This is a genomic window from Acidiphilium sp. JA12-A1 (genome assembly GCF_000724705.2).
In the GTDB taxonomy this organism is placed as follows: domain Bacteria; phylum Pseudomonadota; class Alphaproteobacteria; order Acetobacterales; family Acetobacteraceae; genus Acidiphilium; species Acidiphilium multivorum.
The window spans coordinates 1-21,754 of the sequence record NZ_JFHO01000047.1; the positions used below are offsets into that span (position 1 = coordinate 1).

9 protein-coding genes and 1 pseudogene are annotated in these 21,754 nt (G+C 64.2%); 4 read left to right on the forward strand and 6 right to left on the reverse strand.

Going from position 1 to position 21,754, the window contains the following annotated elements; genetic code table 11:
* Nucleotides 1-588: pseudogene (locus RT91_RS21450) on the reverse strand (hypothetical protein); the annotation flags it as partial.
* Between the two features lie 470 nt (nucleotides 589-1,058).
* On the opposite strand from RT91_RS21450, the gene RT91_RS09350 reads away from it, so the two are divergent.
* The 4 genes from RT91_RS09350 (at nucleotide 1,059) to RT91_RS09365 (ending at nucleotide 9,070) form a co-directional block, all read left to right on the forward strand.
* Nucleotides 1,059-2,405, forward strand: coding sequence for an FkbM family methyltransferase (locus tag RT91_RS09350; protein WP_240314249.1), 1,347 nt, complete (start codon nucleotides 1,059-1,061; stop codon nucleotides 2,403-2,405).
* A gap of 30 nt (nucleotides 2,406-2,435) precedes the next feature.
* A complete protein-coding gene (locus RT91_RS09355; RefSeq protein WP_035186992.1) occupies nucleotides 2,436-6,167 on the forward strand; it encodes a glycosyltransferase in 3,732 nt (1,243 codons plus the stop codon).
* A 232-nt stretch (nucleotides 6,168-6,399) separates the two neighbouring features.
* The gene (locus RT91_RS09360; RefSeq protein WP_035187032.1) at nucleotides 6,400-7,356 is read left to right on the forward strand and encodes a glycosyltransferase family 2 protein; all 957 of its coding nucleotides are present in this window, start codon (nucleotides 6,400-6,402) and stop codon (nucleotides 7,354-7,356) included.
* A 25-nt stretch (nucleotides 7,357-7,381) separates the two neighbouring features.
* Nucleotides 7,382-9,070 (forward strand): hypothetical protein, encoded by a 1,689-nt coding sequence (locus RT91_RS09365; protein ID WP_035186993.1) that lies wholly within the window; start codon nucleotides 7,382-7,384, stop codon nucleotides 9,068-9,070.
* Between the two features lie 28 nt (nucleotides 9,071-9,098).
* Here the strand turns inward: RT91_RS09365 and malQ are convergent, their stop codons facing one another.
* Genes malQ through RT91_RS09390 form a run of 5 tightly spaced genes read right to left on the reverse strand, consistent with a single transcriptional unit; the run spans nucleotide 9,099 to nucleotide 21,747 of the window.
* Nucleotides 9,099-11,093: a 4-alpha-glucanotransferase gene (malQ, locus tag RT91_RS09370; protein WP_035186995.1), complete on the reverse strand. Its 1,995-nt coding sequence runs from the start codon at nucleotides 11,091-11,093 to the stop codon at nucleotides 9,099-9,101.
* Nucleotides 11,090-13,201, reverse strand: coding sequence for a glycogen debranching protein GlgX (glgX, locus tag RT91_RS09375; protein ID WP_035186997.1), 2,112 nt, complete (start codon nucleotides 13,199-13,201; stop codon nucleotides 11,090-11,092). Before glgX ends, malQ begins: the two co-directional genes overlap by 4 nt.
* Entirely contained in the window at nucleotides 13,201-15,366 is a 2,166-nt protein-coding gene (gene glgB, locus RT91_RS09380) for a 1,4-alpha-glucan branching protein GlgB (protein ID WP_035187034.1), read from the reverse strand. Before glgB ends, glgX begins: the two co-directional genes overlap by 1 nt.
* Nucleotides 15,350-18,682, reverse strand: a complete 3,333-nt coding sequence (gene treS, locus RT91_RS09385) for a maltose alpha-D-glucosyltransferase (RefSeq protein WP_035187000.1) — start codon at nucleotides 18,680-18,682, stop codon at nucleotides 15,350-15,352. Before treS ends, glgB begins: the two co-directional genes overlap by 17 nt.
* Nucleotides 18,679-21,747 carry a maltotransferase domain-containing protein gene (locus RT91_RS09390; RefSeq protein ID WP_035187037.1) on the reverse strand — a complete coding sequence of 1,023 codons (3,069 nt, stop codon included), beginning with the start codon at nucleotides 21,745-21,747 and terminating at the stop codon, nucleotides 18,679-18,681. Before RT91_RS09390 ends, treS begins: the two co-directional genes overlap by 4 nt.
* Between the last annotated feature and the right edge of the window lie 7 nt (nucleotides 21,748-21,754).

The window sequence follows — 21,754 nt, forward strand, 5'->3', positions numbered from 1 at the left end:
TTCAGCGATGAACGCCTCATGGTTCTCGTTCAACAGGCGAACCAACTGCCGCTTCGAGATCGAAATCCCCAGCGATCGCAACAAGGCGAGCAACCGCGGCATCGTCGATTGACCCTGATGATATTGCACCAGCACGAAGCGGCGTAGTTCCGGACCGAAATGGCCTGCGGTTCCTTGAGGCAATGGTGCCAGGATCGTCCGGCCATCCGGCGTTATCCAGCGCTCTCGCAGGTAACGGGTCGCCGTCGCCGAAATCACGAGGTCCTGGACCAGAAAAGGTTCATGACCTTTGAAAACAGCTCCTGGCGGGACCTCAATCCCGATCACCTTTTCTTCGACTTTGACCCGGGGTGAGACCTTGCCCCGAACGGGACGCTTCTCCTGCTTCTGGGGCTTCGGCGGCGCTGTTCCTTTTTCCATGCCACTCGGTTTGATATGCGGGCGACCCTTCAGACCCTTCAGTCGCGCATTCTCTTCGCGCAATTCAGCAACGATCACCTTCAGGCTGGCGATCTCACCGAACAGTTCGACCAGCAGAGCTTCAAGCTCTGCACGGCTCAGCGCGGAAAGGGTGACGGACGGAGGCACATGACCCAAAGACTCCCCTGCGCCGAATCGGTGCAAGGAAAAAATGTACGGTCACCCACATTTTTGCCCCTCTTACATTATTTTTATGTAACATATTCATATAATTAACTTTTTTATACTCCTTGTAAATTGTCTAATTCTTTTATACCTCTGCCCTCCAGAGAAGAGACTGAGGAGGTCATGGCAACCGGGACGCGAGGCCTCAGGCTTTCACGGGAGCATCATCCGACCGGATGGAGTCGTCCGATCGGGTGAGGATGCTGTGTTTTTCGACATGATCGAGCACGGCCTCCGATCCGGGAGGATCGGGACGTGCTCTGGACAGTCTATCGCCGGCAGTTTTCGCCCTGCAGAAATGAAATAGGCCCAAAGCTGTTCGAACAATGGATACTCCTGCAATAAATCGCGATGCTTTTGTATCGTATGCTCAGAATTTTGAGGATGTCATACTTTGGCGCGCTCTGAGACATGTGTCGCCGGGCCGCTATATCGATATCGGCGCGCAGGATCCGATCGTCGATTCGGTGAGCCTCGCCTTCTACGAGCGTGGCTGGCGCGGCGTTCATGTCGAGCCGGATCCGGCCTATGCCGAGCAGCTTCGCAAGGCGCGCCCTGACGAGACCGTCATGCAGGCTGCCGTCAATACGGCGGGCGGGACGATACCCCTGTTCGAAATTCCCGGCACCGGCCTGAGCACCGGCGTCTCCTCGATCGCCGAGACGCATCGGGAGCAAGGCTTCGACGTCCGCCGCATCGATGTGCCGGCTATCCCCTTGTCACAGGTGCTCGGCACATTCGCGGGCGAGGAGGTGCACTGGCTCAAGATCGATGTCGAGGGCATGGAAAGCGAGGTCATCGAGAGCTGGGCGCCGTCGGACGTGAGGCCGTGGATCGTCGTCGTCGAAAGCACGTATCCGAACACCTCCACCCCGTCCTTCTCCGCCTGGGAAGATCGGCTGACCGGGCTGGGATATGACCTGGTCTATCGTGACGGGCTCAATAACTTCTACCTCAGTCACGGCCACCCGGAACTTCGGGTTCACTTCGAGGTTCCCCCCAACGTGTTCGACAATTTCACACTGGGCGGGCGCGCCTCGTCGACGATATGCCATCACGTGCTTGGCGAGGCCGCTGCCGAACGCAAGGCGCTGCAGGACAGACTCGACGCGGAGGAAAGCGGCAGCGCGGCGCTTCGGCTACGGATCACCTCGCTTCAGCAGCAGATCACCTCCCTGCATGAACAAGTCGCCTCGCTTCAGCAGCAGGTCAACGCGGGCGAGGATGAATTGGCAAAGGCGCGGAGGAGGGCCGACCTGATCGAGACGCATCTGCGCCAGACGCTGGAGCGGGCCAGCCAGGCCGAAACGCGATCGGCCGAAATCCAGCAGGCGGCCGCGCAGATACATGCGAAATTGAACGACGCGTTGCGGCAGATCGACCATAGGGACCAGTTGCTGATCGAGGCGCGAAGCGAGATCCGGCAGATTTATGCGAGCCGTTCGTGGCGCGTCACGAACGGCCCCCGGGTGGCCGCGGCAAGGCTGCGCTGGGTCAGGGACGGAAGCTATGCCTGGGTCACGTTGACCCCGGGCAGCCGGCCGAGACGCATCGCGCGGGGGCTCGTGCATTCCCTCTCCCACTGGGTTCGGCAGGATCCGCGGCGGCGGGCACTGGCCGTCCGGGTCCTCGGCCATATGCCGGGTGTACAGCGGAAACTTTCCGCAGCCCTCCGCTCGTCCCAAAGATCCGCGGCCTTTCCGGAAGCGGCCGAGATGTCGGCGCGGGCGCAGAAGATTCATCTCTGGATTCATTCCTGACGGCATTCACGCGAACGAAAGATTTGCATCATGCGGATTGTCCTGGACCTGCAGGGCGCACAGAGCGCCAGCCGCCTTCGCGGGATCGGCCGGTATTCGCTCAGCTTCGCGCAAGCGCTCGTGCGCAACAATGCAGGCCATGACATCATCATTGCCCTGAGCGCGCTGTTTCCCGAAACGATCCAGCCGATCCGTCGCGCCTTCGACAACCTGCTGCCGGCCGGGAATATCGTTGTCTGGGATGCGCCCGGCCCGGTCGCCGCCATTGATCCCTCGAATGCCGAACGGCGGGATCTTGCCGAACTGGTCCGCGAGGCCTTCCTGGCGTCGCTCAACCCGGACATCGTGCATGTCACCAGCCTGTTCGAAGGTTACATCGATGACGCGGTGACCAGCATCGCACGCCACGGCGCGGGCTGTCCGGTCAGCGTCACGCTCTACGACCTCATTCCGCTGCTGAACGCCGACCGCTTCCTCGACCCCGATCCCCGCTATGCGGAATACTACAGACAGAAAATCGGGTATCTGAAAAAGGCGTCGCTGCTACTGGCGATTTCCCGATCGGCCGCATCGGAGGCGGTTGATCATCTTGGGCGGGACGAGGCACAGGTCATCCCCGTCGGAACCGGCAGCGATGGTCACTTCCGCAAGACCGAGCTTCGGCCGGTCGAACGCGATGCCGTGCTGGCCAGCATGGGCCTTTATCATCCCTTTTTCCTGTATGTCAGCGCACCGGCCGTTCACAAGAATCACAAGCGCCTGATCGAGGCGTTTGCCCGCCTTCCCGCATCGGTGCGCGACACGCACCAACTGGCCTTCGTCGGTCATTTTTCGATCTTCGACCGGCAGGACTTCGAGACCCATGCCGCGCGCAGCGGCCTCCGGCCCGGAAGTCTCGTACTTCTCGATGCGGTGTCAGACAGCGATCTCAATACGCTTTACAACCTGTCGCAGGGGTTCATCATGCCTTCATGGCATGAAGGCTTCGGCCTGCCGGCGGTCGAGGCCATGTTGTGCGGGCGCGCGACGATCGGCAGCCGGGCATCGAGCCTGCCCGAGGTGATCGGGCGCGACGACGCGCTCTTCGATCCGTTCGACGTCGATGACATGTGCCGGGTGATCCATCGGCTGGCCACGGATGATGAATGGCGCCGTGAACTCGAAGCGCACGCCGCCGTCCAGTCCCGGCTGTTCACCTGGGACAATGTGGCCCGGAAGACGTTTCAGGCGTTCGAAAGCCTGCGCCCGGCTGCCGGATCCGGCGTTGCGCCCGATCCATTGCCGCAACGCAAGCGCCGCCTTGCCTTCGTGTCCCCGCTTCCGCCGGAGCGCAGCGGCATCAGCGACTACAGCGCCGATCTGCTGCCGGCGCTTGCACGACATTACGATATCGATCTGATTTCCAGTCAGGCGCTCGTCGGCGCCGAGATAGCCGGCGGGGCTATGCCGGTGAGATCCGTCGACTGGTTTCACGATCATGCGGGCGAATTCGATCGTATCGTATACCAGTTCGGCAACTCGCCATTGCACGCGCACATGGTTGATCTGCTCGAACAATTTCCGGGCGTCGTTGTCTTGCATGATTTCTATCTCTCGTCGCTTCAGGCCTATCGAGCCGGTCACGATCAACGAAAGCTGTTCGATGCGCTGCGGCGCGATCATGGCATTGCCGTGGCCTGCGACTGGATCGCCGGCGGGGACGGCGCGGCCGTCGAGACCTATCCGCTGAACCTGCAAATCCTGCAGGACGCGCTTGGCATCATCGTGCATAGCGAACACTCGAAGGCCCTGGCGGATCATTGGTACGGGGACACCAGTTCTGCCGGCTGGAATGTCATCCCGCTCGTGCGGACGCCCGTTGTTGATGCGTCACGGGACGAGGCCAGAACGCAACTCGGTCTCGGGGAGGATGATCTTCTGGTATGCTCGTTCGGATTTCTCGATCCGACCAAGCTCAATCATCGCCTTCTCGAAGCCTGGCTCGACAGTCCTGTCGCATCCAGGCCGGGAGCGAGACTGGTGTTCGTGGGGGAGAATCACGGCGCGGCCTATGGCAGGGCGCTGCTCGATCGCATCGCGCAGGCCGGCGCGCGGGAGGCCGTGCAGATCACCGGCTGGGGGGATCGCCCGCTGTTTCAGACCTACCTCGCCGCCGCCGATATTGCGGTCCAGTTGCGGGCGAATACGCGTGGCGAGACCTCGGCCTCCGTGCTCGACTGCATGAATCACGGCATTCCGACCATCGTGAATGCCCACGGGACGATGGCGGAACTTGATTCCTCCGCAGTCTGGATGCTCCCCGATGAATTCAGCCAAGCAGAACTGCTCGATGCCCTGAACACGCTGGCCAAAGACGTCCATCGGAGGCGCCTTATTGGAGACCGCGCAAGGTCCGTCATTCGCGAGAAGCACGCTCCCGCCATCTGCGCGGCGCTTTATGAGCAGGCCATCGAGGCAACTTACGAACAAGCCGGACGGGGCCTCCATGGTTTGATCCGATCCCTGAAGGAAAGGCGGATTTCACCCGGTGAAAGCTCCCGCCTAGCGACCTCGTTGGCCAGAGACTTCCCGGAACATCCGCGTCGTCCACAACTACTGATCGACGTATCAACGCTGGCGCGGACCGACTTGCGGACCGGGATCGAGCGTGTCGTCCGCGCCGTTCTTCGGGAATGGCTTATCAATTCCCCCTCAGGATGGCAGGTTGAGCCCGTCTACGCCACGACAGACATGCCAGGGTATCGATATGCCCGGCGATTTACCTGCCGCTTTCTTGGTCAGCCGGATGACGGTATAGAAGACAGCGTCGTTGAAGCGTGGCCTGGCGACGTATTTTTTGGGCTCGATTTCGCTCCCGACACTGTTGCGGCACAGCAAGACCATCTGCAGGCATGGCAGAACCGAGGCGTGACGACTTGGTTCATTGTGTATGACCTGCTGCCAATCCTGATGCCGCATGTTTTTCCCCCAGCGGCGGATGATGGCCACGAGAGATGGCTCCGGAAAGTCAGCCAATTTGATGGCAACGTGTGTATCTCGAAGGCCGTCGCGGACGAATTGAAAAGGTGGCGCGAGACGGCCCTGGTAGAGGCCGCACCACAACGGATCGAGTGGTTTCATCTTGGCGCCGATATTCAACGCTCGGCGCCGACGACCGGATTTCCGGATGGCGCTGAGCGGATCCTGTCCACGATTCGCGGCCGCCCGACATTCCTGATGGTGGGCACGATCGAGCCGCGCAAGGGGTATCTCCAGACGATCGCCGCCTTCGAGCTGCTCTGGGCGAAGGGGGTCGATGTCAACCTGGTGATTGTGGGGCAGGAAGGCTGGAAGCCGGTGCCCGATATTCAGCGGCGGACGATCCCCCGCATCGTGAGCACGCTGCGCCAGCACCCCGAGCGCGGCGAGAGGCTCTTCTGGCTCGATGGAATCAGCGACGAATATCTCGAGGCGATCTATGAAGCGAGTTCATGCCTGATCGCCGCCAGCGAGGGTGAGGGGTTTGGCCTGCCGTTGATCGAAGCGGCGCAGCACGGACTGCCGGTGCTGGCGCGCGACATTCCGGTATTCCGCGAAGTGGCGGGCGAGCATGCCACCTATTTCTCGGGTCTCGATGCCGCAGATCTGGCGGAGGCCGTTCTGGGCTGGCTGGAGGACGCGCAGAGAGAGCGCATTCCGGACCCCACCTCGATCACCTGGCACACATGGCAGGAGGCCGCGCGCAGGATTGCCCGGCATCTCGGCGTCATCACGGAAGAGTGACGGCCGCCGGACAACCGCGCCGCAGGCGCATCAACCGCCGGCCCCGGTTGCTGTCCTGATTTCGGCTGAATTCGCCTCGGCCACGGCGGAACGACAGCGCGGCCGATGGCATCGTTCAATCGAAAGCCGCTCAAAATATTCCATTAGATCATGATATTGGAACCATTCGTGCAATTTGCATGATTTCGCACTGAATGATACGGCCGATGCGGACCCCCGAACCGAGGTTTCGATGAAGGCTGACGAACCACGCGTTGCCGTTCTGATTCCCTGTTTCAACGAGGAAGTGGCCATTTCCAGCGTGATACATGCTTTTCAGAGCGCCTTGCCCGATGCCACGATCTACGTTTTCGACAACAACTCGACCGACGATACGGCGACGATCGCCCGACAGGCCGGCGCGGTGGTGCGGCACGAGCCGCTTCAGGGCAAAGGTTACGTCGTCCGCCGCATGTTCCGCGACATCGAAGCCGATCTCTATGTGATGGCGGATGGCGACGATACCTATGATGCGGCGCTGGCGCCGGCGATGATCCACCGCGCCCGGACCGGCCCGTTCGATCTGGTGAACTGCATACGGCGCCAGACGGACGATGCCGCCTACCGGGACGGGCACCGCTTCGGCAATCTTTTGCTCACGGGGGCGGTGCGGATGATCTTCGGCGACCGTGTCGAAGACATGCTGTCGGGATACAAGGTGCTGTCCCGGCGGTTCGTGAAGTCGTTTCCGGTGCTGTCCACGGGCTTCGACATCGAGACGGAATTGACGGTTCATGCCCTGGAACTGGCTCTCCCGATCGCGCATGTCGAAGGGGCGTATCGGCCGCGGCCCCCCGGATCGGTGAGCAAGCTCCGCACCTGGAGCGATGGCTGGCGCATCCTGCGCCTGATCGTCAGGCTGCTGCGCCACGAGAGGCCGCTGGCGTTTTTCGGCGCGCTTGCCGTGTTCGCGTTCGCGCTGGCGCTCCGGCTCGCCGCACCGCTGATCGCCACCTATCTGCACACGGGCCTGGTTCCGCGGCTACCGACCGCCGTTCTGGCGACGGGCATCGTGATTGCCGGCGCCCTGAGCCTGACGACCGGACTGATCCTGGACACCGTGACGCGAGGCCGCCGCGAGACGAGGCTGCTTGCCTATCTCCATCATGCCCCGCCGGGCGATTTGCAGACAGACGCGCCCAGGGCCTGAGCCGTCAAACAAGAGAGCACGATACATGCAAGCCCCTGCAAGCACGGCGCCAAATTCGCAGAAGAGCCGATATCTTTTTCTCGCGCCTGCCGTCATTTTCATTAACGCCGCCCTGCTATGCGGCATCTCTCTTCGGCTTGGCGCTGATCTGAACTGGGATTTGCTGAATTATCATTTTCTCAATGGCTATCTCTGGCTGAACGGCAAGATTTTTTCAGATTCGATCTGCACGGTGCAGTCTTACCTGGATCCACTATTGAATTCGTTTTACTATATCCTGATAGATCATTTTTCTCCCCTCGCGGCGAATTTGATCATTGCCAGTCTGCAATCCCTGTCCCTGTCGGCGGTATGGTTGCTCTGCTTTCGCATGACCGAACACGGTTTCGGCATGTTCCAGCGGATCATGCTTTCATCGATCGCAACACTGGCCGCATTGATCAGCCCTGTCTTCTGGTCCGAAATCGGCGGCACGATGGGCGACACGCTTCTGGATACGCCCATCATCATCGCACTCTGGTGTATCCTCGAAGGTCTCAGGGACAGAAGGCTGTTGTTTTTTGGAATTGCCGGCGCGCTCGTCGGCTTTGCCTGCGGCTTGAAATTCACCAATATGGTATACGCCCTGGCGGTCGCCGGCGCCTTGATCCTGACGGGCATATTCGAGTCGCCATCAAAAATCCGGGGCATTCTTCTGAATGCATTTGTATTCTCGGCGTATTCGGCTGTCGCGTTTCTGGCGACCTATGGATATTTCGGCTGGCAGATGTGGTCGCATTTCCGCAACCCGATTTTTCCCTATTTCAACAACATCTTTCACTCACCCTTCATGGCGCCACGTGCAATCCATGATGGCCGTTGGTTCCCGGTGGATTTCGCGGGCTACCTGGCCCTGCCGTTCAGGTTTGCCTTTGTTCATCATCATACGACGGACAATCATCTGGTCGGGTTGGAAATTCCCTTTCGTACGCTCTTCCCTGCCCTCGTCCTGATTCTGGTTCCAGCCGTTTATTTTTGGGCTTACGCAAAAAGATCATCGACGTGCCGGTTCAAACCATCCGTTATTGAGATGTATTTTTTGGCTAGTTTTGTATTGCTTTCTTTTATTGTATGGGAAAAGATGTTTAGTTATTATCGATATTTTTCAGCAATTGAAACAATCGCCCCCGCTTTTTCCTTGGTTTCACTTGCCAGACTTTTGTCGTGGAGGCGCATGCGGTCCGCCTCCATTGCGGGGGCGGCTCTGTTTGTCGCCTTGATCGCCGGCGGCAGCCTATATGGGACCCACGCATTGGCCGACACCAATTGGGGCCGCGAACAATTTGGCAGAACCTATTTCGGGATCAACAAGGGAGAATTCGGGAAATATGAAAATTCGCTGCTGATCCTCGGTACTGTGCCTCTTGGATTTATGGTTCCGTATTTTCCAGATACCGACCAGGTCATCGGAATACCCGAACGGATACCATACTTGACGACTCGTTTTCAAAAAAACTATCTGAAAAAACTTTCGAAAGCAAAAGACATTTATTATTTGTCTTCGTCGCCGAATATAGAGCGACACAAATTGTTGTTGGCTGAAATGTATGGAATTCATGTCGATTTTCAGCGTTGCGAAAGATACCATACAGCGGCGGCTGATGTTGCAATTTGTCCGGCAAGGCGTCGTACTTCCGGCTTGCCTCCATTGGCTGAGGGGCCGGATTTGAAGTGAGTGGCGGGAATCTGGCAGATGCAAAAATCTACCTTGGTGGCGGCGTGGTTTTCCGCGCGCGGGCAAGCCGTGACAGCCGGGCGGTGACCTCGGGCGGGTCGAGCATGCGGCTGGCCGGTTGCGGCATTCGCCGTCGCCAGTTCGGATGTTCGGTGGTCGTGCCGGGGAGATTGGGCTGGTCCGGCAGTCCGAGCGCATCCTCCAGGGGAAGAAGCGCAAGCGCGGATGAGGCCGTGCCGATATGGGCCACCGCGGCGTCGATGACCGCTTCGGGCTCCCGATCCTGCGGCCGCGGCCCGCGGACGCAACCGGATTGCCGGAGGGCGGACCACAGGTGACGGCGGTCCTCCGCCCGATCTGCGGCGCTTTCGCCGGCGATGCCGAGCCGCTCCCGCCAGCCGAGGTCGGTGCCGCGCCACCAGCCGGCGACGGTCGGCAGGTCGTGCGTCGTGGTCATCGCCACCGAATTGGGGCGCCAGTCGGCCGGGGGCAGGAAGCGGCGGCCCTCGCGTTCGAACCACATCACCGCCATCCCCGACATTCCGGAGGCGGCGAGCTCGGCGCGGAAGCCTGGCGGAACGGTGCCGAGATCCTCGGCCACGATGATGCCGCGGTGGCGGACCGATTCCAGCGCCACGATCCGGCGCATGTCCGCGAACGGATAGTGCAGGTAGCACCCTTCGGCGGGGCTGGCGCCGTCGGGGACGAGCCACAGCCGGGCGAGGCCCATCGCATGGTCGATCCGCACGCCGCCGGTGAAGCGCAGCGCCGATGCCATCATGTCCCGCAGGGCGGCGAAGCCCGACCGACGCAGGCCGCGCGGCGAGACGGTGGTCAGGCCCCAGTTCTGTCCCGCACGGTTGAACGCATCCGGCGGCGCGCCGACCGAGACGCCGCGCAGCATCTCGCCCGGCCGCGCCCAGGCATCGCAGCCGGCGGGATCGGCGCCGACCGCGAGGTCGGCGATGAGGCCGATCGCCATGCCGGCGCCGCGCGCGGAGCGCTGGGCCATCTCCAGGCCCTGGCGGGCGCGGAACTGGGCGTAAAGGTGGAACGACACCTCATCGTCGAGGCGTTGGGCCGCCGCGGCGACATCGGCGCTGGCCGGATCGCGCCACGAGGCGGGCCAGCCGCGCCAGTCGCGCCCCTCGCCGCGGGCGACGCGTTCGGCGACGAGGGCTTCGAACAAGGCGTAATGCCTGATTCCCGCCGGCGCATCGTCGCGGAAGGCGCGGAATGCCGGATCCTCGCGCCCGGCGGCGAACGCCGCGCGCAGCAGCGCCTCGCGGCGGGAGAGCGCCTTGCGCCAGTCGATCAGCCCGGCCTCCGCCAGCGGCGCGCAATCGAGGGGCGCATAGGCCGGGTTCAGGGCGAAGCGGCTCGATGGCGCATAGGGGCTGTAATGATCGGGCTCGGCGGCGTGCAGGGCGTGAATGGGGCTGATCGCCAGGGCATCGGCGCCGAGGCGGCCGGCCGGCCCGGCAAGATCGGCCAGGGCGGCGAAATCGCCGTTGCCGCAATCGCCCTCGCGTCTCAGGCCGTAGAGCTGGACGGCAAGTCCCCACGCCTTGCCCTCCCGTCCGGCGGCGGCGAGCGCGTCGGCCACGGTGTGGGCGCGCCGCGGCGCGATGGCGAGCGTGCGGACGCCTGAGGCCGTCTCCAGACGGTGATAGCCCGGCGGCAGGGTGGCGGGCAGCGTGGCGTTCCCGCCGGCAGCCGTGCCGGGCGTGACATCGAGCCGACGCCCGTCCTCGAGATGGATGACCGCCGGGCCGCGGAGTGCCGGAAGCGTCAGCGCTTCGCCCGCGGTCGCGGCGAGCAGGGGCGCGGCCGCGCGGTCCTCGTCGTCGAGCCGGCGCATGGTGTCGCGGCACGCCGCGTCGGTGGTCGCTTCGAGGCCGAGGCAGCCGAGGATCGCGCGAAGCGTGGCCGGCGAGACCGTGCGCCGGACGCCCGACGCGTCCTGCCAGACCACCTGCAGGCCCGCCCGCTCGGCGAGCGCGTGCAATGCCGATCCGCTCATGCGATGGGCGGCGCGAGCTCGGCGCCGAGGATCATCATCGACCGCGCGGCGACGGTGAGATCGGGGCCGTCCACCGGGCGGCGGGACTGCTCCGCCCGGGCGGAATCGATTTCGACGATCCAGGCGAAGGCGGGTGCGGGCAGGGTGAAGACCCTGTCATCCTCGGAGGCGTTCAGCAGCAGCAGGGTTGCCTCGCGCCGCCGTTCGCTCGCGGTGGCGCGCCGCAGCACCAGCAGGCGCGCCGCGGCATCGGACCAGGCGTGGCTGTCGAGCGGGTTTCCGGCCTCGTCGAACCAGGCGGTGTCCGGCAGGTCATCCGCGATCATGCCGATACCGTGGAGAAAGACGGCGCTGCGCAGACTGGGATAGCGGCGACGCACGGCGGCCAGCGCGGTGACGAAGCCGAGCATGCCGGTGCCGGACTCGTCGTCGAGCGCGGTCCAGTCGAGCCAGGAAAGCTCGTTGTCCTGGCAATAGGCGTTGTTGTTCCCGCGCTGGGTGCGGTTGATCTCGTCTCCCGCGAGCAGCATCGGCGTGCCGTATGATGAAAACAAAGTCGTCAGCAGCGCCCGGCGCACGCGATCGCGCAGGGCATTGATCGCGACGTCCGCGGTCTCGCCCTCGACGCCCCAGTTCGAGGAGACGTTGTCCTCGGCGCCGTCGCGGTTGTCCTCGCCGTTGGCGAAATTATGCCGTTCCGAATACGAGACGAGATCGCGCAGGGTGAAGCCATCATGCGCGGTGACCAAATTGACCGAGGCCGAGGGACGCCGGCGGCGGCGATCGAACAATTCGGGCGAGCCCATCAGCCGGCGCGCGATTTCCGGCCGCTGCCCGGGATCGCCACGCCAGAACCGCCGCGCGCCGTCCCTGAATGCCGCGTTCCATTCGGCGAAGCCGGGCGGATAATTGCCCAGCTGATAGCCGCCGGGCCCGAGATCCCACGGCTCGGCGATCAGCTTGAGGCGGGAGAGCACGGGATCCTGCCGGATGGCATCGAAGAAGCCGGCGGAGGGATCGAAATCGTCCGCTTCGCGGCCAAGCGTCGTTGCGAGATCGAATCTGAATCCGTCGATCCGGAAGCGCGTTGCCCAATGGCGCAGACTGTCGGTCACCATCTGCAGCACGCGCGGGTGGGCGATGTTGACCGTGTTTCCGCACCCCGTGTGGTTGACGCAGCGGCGTTGGTGGCCGGGCATCAGCCGGTAATAGCTGGCATTGTCGAGCCCGCGCCAGGAGAGCGTGGGGCCGGTCTCGTCCCCCTCGCAGGTATGATTGTAGACGACATCGAGGATGATCTCGATTCCGGCTTCGTGCAGGCGCCGGACGGTGGCGCGCAACTCGTCATCCGGGTTGTCGGGCTCGGCGAAATAGCGCCGCTCCGGCGCGAAGAAGGAAAGCGTCGAGTAGCCCCAGTAATTCGAGAGTCGCCGCTCGACGAGGAACCGGTCCTGCAGGATCGCGTGAACCGGGAGAAGCTCGATCGCGGTGATCCCGAGCCTGACGAGATGATCGATCATGCGGGGATCGCGCAGCGCGGCGAAGGTGCCGCGCCTGTCGTCCGGAAGGTCGGCGCGTTGCCGCGTCAGGCCGCGTATGTGCGCCTCGTAGATGACCGTCTCCGCCCAGCCCAGAAGCGGCTTGCGGTCATCGCCCCAGGTTGCGTCGTCGGTGAGGACGACGGCCTTGGGCATCGCCTGGGCCGAGTCGCGGCGATCGAACGAGAGGTCGGCGCGGGTGGCACCAGGCCGGTAGCCGAACAACGTGTCGGACCAGCGGACCTCGCCGATCAGGGCGCGGGCGTAAGGATCGAGCAGCAGCTTGTTCGGGTTGAAGCGATGGCCCAGTTCGGGCTGATACGGACCATGGGCGCGGTATCCGTAGACGAGGCCGGGCAGGGCATCGGGCAGATAGCCGTGAAAGACCTCGTCCGTGCAGTCCGGCAGGTCGTAGCGCGCGATCTCGCGGCGGCCGCTCCTGTCGAACACGCATAGTTCGATCCGGTCGGCATTGGCCGAGAACACCGCGAAATTGACCCCGAACCCGTCCCAGGTCGCGCCCAGCGGATCGCACCGCCCCGCGGTCATATATTTCGGCAGGCTGGCCATCAGCTCTCCGCACGCAGGATCAGCGCTCCCAGCGGGGGCAATGTCAGCGACAGCGACTGCGCGAAGCCGTGGGCGGGGCGATCGTCACTGTCGATCCCGCCGAGATTGCCGAGGCCGCTGCCGCCATACTCGACGGCGTCGGTGTTCAGCACTTCGCGCCAGCGCCCCGGCAGCGGCACGCCCACATGGTATCGCTCACGCGGCACCGGCGTGAAGTTGCATACGACCAGAAGGGCGTTTGGGTCATTTCCCACATGCCGCAGCCAGGCAAAGACGCTTTGATCCGCGTCATCCTCGACCACCCAGCGAAAGCCATCCGGATCGAAATCCGTGCACGACAGCGAGGGGGCGTCGCGATAGAGATGGTTCAGGTCGCGCAGCAGCAGGCGCAAGGCCGCGTGTTCCGGCGTTGCCGCCTCGGCCCAGTTCAATTCGGTATCGTGATTCCATTCCGCACTCTGGCCGAATTCCTGCCCCATGAACAACAGCTTCTTGCCAGGCTGGGTCCACATGAAGGCGAGGTAGAGCCGGAGGTTGGCCAGACGCTGCCAGGCGTCGCCGGGCATCTTGCCGAGCAGCGACCGCTTTCCGTGCACGACCTCGTCGTGCGAGATCGGCAGCACGAAGCGCTCGGAAAACGCGTAAACGAGGCCAAAGGTCATGTCGTGGTGGGAGAATTTGCGATGCACCGGATCATGTCCGACATACCGCAACGTGTCGTGCATCCAGCCCATGTTCCACTTGTGGGTAAAGCCGAGACCGCCCTGTTCGACCGGATGGCTCACCCCCGGCCACGCCGTCGATTCCTCGGCGATCAGCATGGCGCCGGGAACATTTTCAGCGATGGCGGCTGAAAGCTCCCGGAGGAAGGCGACGGCTTCGAGGTTCTCCCGCCCGCCATGGCGGTTCGGGATCCACTCGCCGGGCTGGCGCGAATAGTCGCGATACAGCATCGACGCGACCGCATCGACGCGGAGTCCATCGATGTGAAATGTCTCGAGCCAGAACACCGCGCTGGCAATCAGGAAATTCCTGACTTCGGTCCGGCCGAGATTGTAGATCAGCGTATTCCAGTCCTGATGGAATCCCTCTCTGGGATCTTCGTGTTCGTAGAGCGCGGTTCCGTCGAACCGGACGAGCCCGTGGGCATCGGTCGGAAAATGTCCGGGCACCCAGTCGAGAATGACTCCGAGACCCGCCGCATGACAGCGATCGACGAAGTCCGCCAGTTCTTCCGGCGTGCCGAGGGCGGGGAGCGGCGCGAATTGCGACAGCGGCTGGTACCCCCACGACCCGCCGAAAGGGTGCGCCGTGAGCGGCAGGAATTCGATATGGGTAAAGCCGAGATCGCGCACATAGGGGATCAGCGTGTCGGCGAGTTCGCGCCAGAGCAAGGGGCGGCCATCCGGGTGACGGCGCCACGAGGGGGCGTGGACTTCGTAGATGGATAACGGCTTGTCAGCACGGGCTTCGCGCGCGGCACACCAGGCGCCATCCCGCCAGCGAAACGCCGGGACCGGCGCGACGATGGAGGCGGTTGCCGGCGGGCCCTCGACCTGCCGCGCGACGGGGTCCGATTTCTGCTGGACTTCGCCCGAGTGCTGGAGAATTTCATACTTGTAGAGAGTTCCGGCGGAAAGTTCCGGAATGAAGAGTTCCCAGACGCCGGCATCGTGCCGGAACCGCATCGGGTGCCGGCGGCCATCCCAGCCGTTGAACGACCCGATAACGGAAACCCGCCGCGCGTTCGGCGCCCAGACCGCGAAGTGGACGCCCTCGACGCCCCCGATCGCGACGGGGATGGCGCCGAGGCATTCGGCGAGCCGCAGTTTCCGCCCCTCGGCGAGATCGCGGATTTCGTCGCGGCCGAGCAGCGGGCCGTAGCGGTAGGGATCGTCGATCTCCTGGCTGGAACCACCCCAATCGATCCTGAGCCGGTAGGACGCGGCCTCGACCGGCGCGCTTTCGAAAATGCCGCCCGCATGCACGCGGGTCATCGGCAGTTCCAGACCCGTGCCGCACAGGAGCGTGACGCCGCTCGCGCCGGGCTGGATGGTCCGGACGAACGTTCCGAGCGGCCCGTGGCAGGGACCAAGCACGCTGAACGGGTCGGCATGGGTTCCGGCCGCAAGCGCGTCCAGCGTTTCGTCAGCCGATGCCGGCATCCCCGCCTCCCTCGTGCCGCTCATGAATCCGGACCAGGCCGCTCAGCGGGATGTCGATCCAGCCGGGCCGGTTCGCCGCCTCGTAACAGATTTCATATGCGGCCTTCTCGATCATGAACAATGCCAGGACATCGCGCCACGCGGCTTCCGTGATCCATGGCCGCGGCGCCGTCATCGCGACCGCGCGATAGGCCTCGATGAAGGCCGCGGCGGCATCGGTGCGAAAGCGCGCGATCATGGCCTGCTGACGGTCTTCGCCGCGTTCGCTGGCCGCGAAAGCCGCGCGCTCCACCGTGGCGGCCGCGTAATCGAGGGATCGCAACAGACCGGCGACATCACGCAGGGGAGAGGATTTCTTTCGCCGCTCGGCAATCGGCTTGATGGGCTCGCCTTCGAAATCGATGATGAACGCATCGCCCTGCGCCACCAGAACCTGGCCGAGATGAAAGTCGCCATGCACACGGGTCAGCAGGGTTCCGGCGCCCGCCTCGGCGAGGCGCCGCAATCGGGTTTCGATCGCCGTCCGCTCGTCGCGCAGGCGCCGGATCAGGCCTTGCGTTTCCGGCCCGGCCCGGTCGGCCATCTGCTCGACCGCGGCGACGGCGGCGTCCAGCTGGCCTTTCGCGCCCTCGGCCCATGCCGCGATCTCGGCCTCGCCGGCCCGTTCGGGCGCGAAATCGGGTCCGGTGCCGAACTGCGCGAGGACCGAGTGCATCTCCGCGAGGCGCCGTCCGATCACCGAGACGAAGGAGAGATAGCCGGAGAGCGGATCGATCCCGCCGGGGTCGCGGAGTTCGGCGTGAATCGCGCCATCGACCGCGCGCCCGAGGACATCCAGCGTCCACTGCCAGGCATCGCCCTGGTTGCGGACAAACTGCTGGACGACGATCAGTGTGCGCCGTTCGCCATCCGGATCGAGCCGCACGACTTCGCCCAGCAATGCGGGAATGTTCGCAAAGGACGCGTCGGTCAGAAAGCGGCTCATTTCGGTTTCGGGATGAATCCCGCGCTCCGTCCGCCGCAGGATCTTCATGACCGCGGCGTCGCCGACGATCAGGGAACTGTTGGATTGTTCGGCGGAAAAGCGGCGGATTTCCGCATCGTCGAGCGGCGGCAGGTCGTCGATCAGCGCGGTGGGTTCATAGCTGAGCCGGCCCGAGTCGAGCGAGATGCAGGATTTTGTCCTCAATCTGGCGATGATGTCGTGGCAGAAGCGGTCGAGCGCAAATGCGTCCGTCAGATAGCCGACCCGGCGGTGCCGGCGAATGCGGGCCAAGGCGAGCTGCTGGACGATACTTGCAACCGGGCCGTCATCCCAGACCACCGCGAGCGGCAGGAGATACACATCCCCCCTCCCCTCGCCCGCGAACTCGACCTCGATTTCGCAGAGCAGGAAATCGTCCTCCGCCGTGCCGAGCATATGGGCATTGGCGATCGTCACGCTCCGGACATGCCTGTCCTTCGCGGCGAACCAGCGCCGGCGCTGGAGATAGGGCGGCAGAATTTCGGTCTCGAGACTGTGCCGGCTGTCGACGGCAACGAGGTCGGCGAGGCCGAGCCGCATGACGAGGGTGATGTAATCGGGCAGCGGCTCCGACGGCTGGATGCGCCAGAAGGGCATCGCCGCTTCGGTCGTCAGGCTGAACCAGTAGAATGCGAACGGCGGCAGGGTCAGCATGTAGGGAAGCTGGCCCACCGGCGGGAACGGCGCGCCGCCGATGAGGTCGAGCGGAATCCGGCCATCGAAGGTCGCGAGGTCGAGTTCGACCGCCTGGGCGGTGCGGGCGAGGTTGTAGACGCAGAGTATCGTTTCCTCTCCGCCGTCCTGATCGGTCCACTCCCGCACATAGGCGAGCACCTTTCGGTTGCCGGGATAGAGAAAGCGCAAGCCGCCGCGCCCGAATGCGCGATGCCGGCGGCGGACGGCGAGCATCCTGCGCATCCAGTTCAGCAGCGAATACGGATCCTTCGCCTGCGCCTCGACATTCAGCGCCTGATAGCCGTAGAGCGGATCCATGATCGGCGGCAGGACGAGGGCGGCCGGGTCGGCGCGCGAGAAGCCGCCATTGCGGTCGGGCGACCACTGCATCGGCGTTCGCACCCCGTCCCGATCGCCGAGATGGATGTTGTCGCCCATGCCGATCTCGTCGCCATAGTAGATGACCGGCGTGCCGGGCATCGACAGCAGCAGGCCGTTCATCAGCTCGATGCGGCGCCGGTCCCGTTCGAGCAGGGGGGCGAGGCGGCGGCGAATGCCGAGATTGATCCGCGCCCGGCGATCGGCCGCGTAGGTTTCCCAAAGGTAATCACGTTCCTTGTCCGTAACCATTTCGAGCGTGAGCTCGTCGTGATTGCGCAGGAACACCGCCCACTGGCAGTTTTCCGGAATCTCCGGTGTCTGGCGCATGATGTCGGAAATGGGAAAGCGGTCTTCCTGGGCGATCGCCATATACATGCGCGGCATCAGCGGGAAATGAAACGCCATGTGGCACTCGTCGCCTTCGCCGAAATAGGGGCGGGCGTCCTCGGGCCATTGATTGGCTTCGGCGAGGAGCATCCGCCCGGGCGCATGGGCATCGAGCGCGGCGCGGATCTGCTTCAGGATGGCGTGGGTTTCGGGGAGATTTTCGTTGTTCGTTCCGTCACGCTCGATCAGGTAGGGGACCGCATCGAGCCGCATGCCGTCCACACCGAGATCGAGCCAGAAGCGCATGATGCCCAGCACTTCCTGCAGGACACGCGGATTGTCGAAATTGAGATCTGGCTGGTGACTGTAGAACCGATGCCAGTAATAGGCTCCCGCCACCGGATCCCACGTCCAGTTCGATTTCTCGGTATCGAGAAAGATGATGCGTGTGCCGTCGTATTTCCGGTCGGTGTCGGACCAGACATAGTAGTTCCGCGCCGCCGAGCCCGGCCGGGCATGCCGCGCGCGCTGGAACCAGGGGTGCTGGTCGGACGTGTGGTTGACGACGAGTTCGGTAATGACGCGCAAGCCGCGGCGGTGCGCCGCGTCGATGAAGCGCCGCAGGTCGCCAAGCGAGCCGTATTCGGGATGAACCGCGCGATAGGCGCTGATGTCGTATCCGTCATCGCGGCGCGGCGAGGGATAGAACGGCAGGATCCAGACGGCCGTCACGCCGAGTTCGGCGATATAATCGAGCTTTTCGGTCAAGCCGGCAAAGTCGCCGACGCCATCGTTGTTCTTGTCGAAGAACGATTTGACGTGAACCTGATAGATCACCGCGTCCTTGTACCAGAGCGGATCGAACATGTTCGCCTGGGGTCGAATGATCTGATCGGTTAATGATGTCATTTGCGAATCCTCCAGATGCTGAAGGGTAGTTCGCCCGGGTCGAAATCGACGACCTGCTGCCGCCCGTGCCAGGTGAATGCGACGCCGCGCATGAGATCTTCGAGATGCAGGGCATCCCGCCCGGAAGACCCGTAGCGTTCGAGAGGGAGGTCGATCGTGGTTGTCTGCCACTGGCGGGGATCGAAACTGATCGCGACCAGCACGATGTTCGAGCGATCGGGACTGGCCTTTTCGAAGCACAGGACGTTGTCATTATCGCAATCGATGAAGTGCACGCCGAGGTGGCTTTGCAGGGCCGGGTTCTGCCGGCGGATCCGGTTGAGCAGGGAAATTTCCGCCACGATATTTCCGGACCGCCCATAATCCCAGCTTCTGATCTGGTATTTTTCCGAATCGAGATATTCCTCCGTCCCTGGCGGCGCGGCGGCTTCGCAGAGCTCGAAGCCGTTATAGACGCCCCAGAGGCCGGACAGCGTCGCGGCGAGGGCCGCGCGGATCAGGAAGCCGGGGCGGCCGCATGTCTGCAGGAACGCGGGATTTATGTCCGGCGTGTTGACGAAGAAATGGGGACGGAAATAGTCCCGTGTCGATGACTGCGTCAGTTCGACGAGGTAATTTTTCATTTCGTCGGCGGAATTTCGCCAGGTGAAATAGGTGTAGGATTGCGAGAATCCGATCTTCGCCAGGCGGTGCATGATCTTCGGCCGGGTGAAGGCCTCGGCGAGAAAGATCACGTCGGGATGGTTCCGCCGGATATCGGCGATCAGCCACTCCCAGAACGGGAACGGCTTGGTATGCGGATTGTCGACGCGAAAGATCCGTATCCCCTCGCGGATCCAGAAGAGGACGATATCGCGCAAGGCGTGCCAGAGCGCGGGTCGCGCGCCATCGGCGTAGAAATCGACATTCACGATATCCTGGTATTTCTTCGGCGGATTTTCGGCATACTTGATCGAGCCGTCCGGCCGCCAGTCGAACCATTCCGGGTGCTCGGCCAGCCATGGATGGTCCGGAGCGCACTGGATGGCGAAGTCCAGCGCGATTTCGAGGCCCTGCCCGGCCGCCGCAGAGATCAGGCGGCGAAAATCGTCGAACGAGCCGAGCTCGGGATGGATCGCGTCATGTCCGCCCTCGGCACCGCCGATGGCGTAGGGGCTTCCCGGATCGCCGGGATTGGCGACGAGCGTGTTGTTCGGCCCCTTGCGGTTCTTCCGGCCGATGGGATGGATCGGCGGGAAATACAGGACATCGAATCCCATGGCGCGGATTCGCGGCAATGCGGCGATCACGTCGTCGAAGGTGCCGTGGCGATCGGCGTCGCCGCTCTGGCTGCGGGGGAAGATTTCGTACCAGCTCGCGAAACCCGCGGCGCGACGCTCGGAATCGATCGGCAAGGCGGGTTCGTGCCGTTCCAGGAAGCGACGCTCCTCGGCATCGCGCATCGCGGCGATGATGGCGGGCGCGGTCAGTTTTCCGACCTGCTCTCCGGGAGCGCAGCGTTCGAGCCCCGCTCGGCATTCGGCCAGAATGGTTCTGGCCTCTTCGCCGGCCCGCGCGATCGCGGCGTCCAGCAACTGCCGGCCTTCAACAAGCTCAAGCCGGACATCGAGGCCGGCCTCGTGTTTCTTCGCGAGCTCGTCGGCGAAGGTGCCGTAGCGATCCACCCATGCCTCGATGGTGAATTCGGCGCGGCCGATCGCGCTCAGCCCGAATTGGGCGCGCCAGCGATCGTTGCCGATGGCCGCCATCGGCGCGCGCCGCCAGGCTGGCTCGCCGGACATCCGCCAGAGCAGGTCGGCCGCGAGGCGGCCGTGGCCGTCGCAAAGGAGATCGGCCTCGACCGTCACGTCTTCACCGGCCATCCGCTTCACCGGAAAGCGCCCGCCATCGACGGCCGGCGCAATCGCCTCGATCGCGATGCGCGGCGCATCGACCGAATGGCGCGGGGATTCCGGTGAATGGTGGGCGGGCAGCGGCGAGGTCGTGAACCAGGCGAGGCCGGCGGCGTTCCATCCCTCGAGCGGGACCGGAACCGGCGCCGCGGCCCGGCCGGCCAGAAACGCATGCAGTTCGTGGCGATCGGGCTCGGCACCCGTTGGGGAGCAGGCGAGCGCCAGTCCGCGACCATCGGCGCCGAACCGGGCGAACAGGGACGTTGCCGCGTGCGGCGGCGCGAGGCTGAAGGGCCGCCCCGCGAACACCTCGCGGCTGGCCCGGCGCAAGTTGTTGAGCGCCGTCACGGCGGCGCGCTGGCGGGGTGGAATGGCGGCGTTCATCACCCAGGCCGTGCCGAGAAAGCCCGCGACGGCGAGGCGCCAGTCCGCGACGGTTTGCGACGCCGCGAGCGGCGGCACGGCGAAGCTGGCGACGTTGCCCGCGCAGGCGATCCGTTCGAGATCGTCGGCGAGCCAGGCGGCCTCGCCATCCCACCAGCACGACGATGCGGCGATGTGATCGAATTCCCCGCCCACGAGGTCGGCGATCTGCGGCGGCGCCGCGCCGAAGGGGGCGGCGATGGCGGTCCAGCCCGGATTGCGCGCGCGCGCGTCGCGGTTCAGCCGCGCGGCCGCCGCCACCGGCATGCGGTGCGCGCCGAGCAGGCAGAGGCCGTCCAGACCGTGTTCCTGGAGCCGGAGGACCAGGTCGTTCCACCAGGCGTCCGGAACGCCATCCGCGCCGAAGCGGAACGCCAGCCCGTCGGCGGTGTAGGTGAACCAGCCGGGATGCCGCCGCACCAGCGCCGCGCCCGGCGCGACCTGATCGAGCCGGAGTTCGAGGCACATCGCGAGCCCGTGCCGCCTGGCCTCGCCCGCAAGCCGGGCGAGTGCCGGCATGGAGGGCCCGCCATCGGGCGCAATCAGCAGGGGGTCGAGCTCGGAGGCGGCGTCGCGCGACGGATCGGTGGCGAACGGCCCGCCGATCAGGATGGTATCGAACCCCAGATCCGCCGCATCGGCGATTTGCGTCGCGACATCGTCGAACGTCGCGCTCGCCAGGGGATCGATGCGGCGGATCGAGACGGGGGCGGGCGCCCGGTTCGCAGTCGTCGCGGCCGGCTCGTTCATGCGGCGC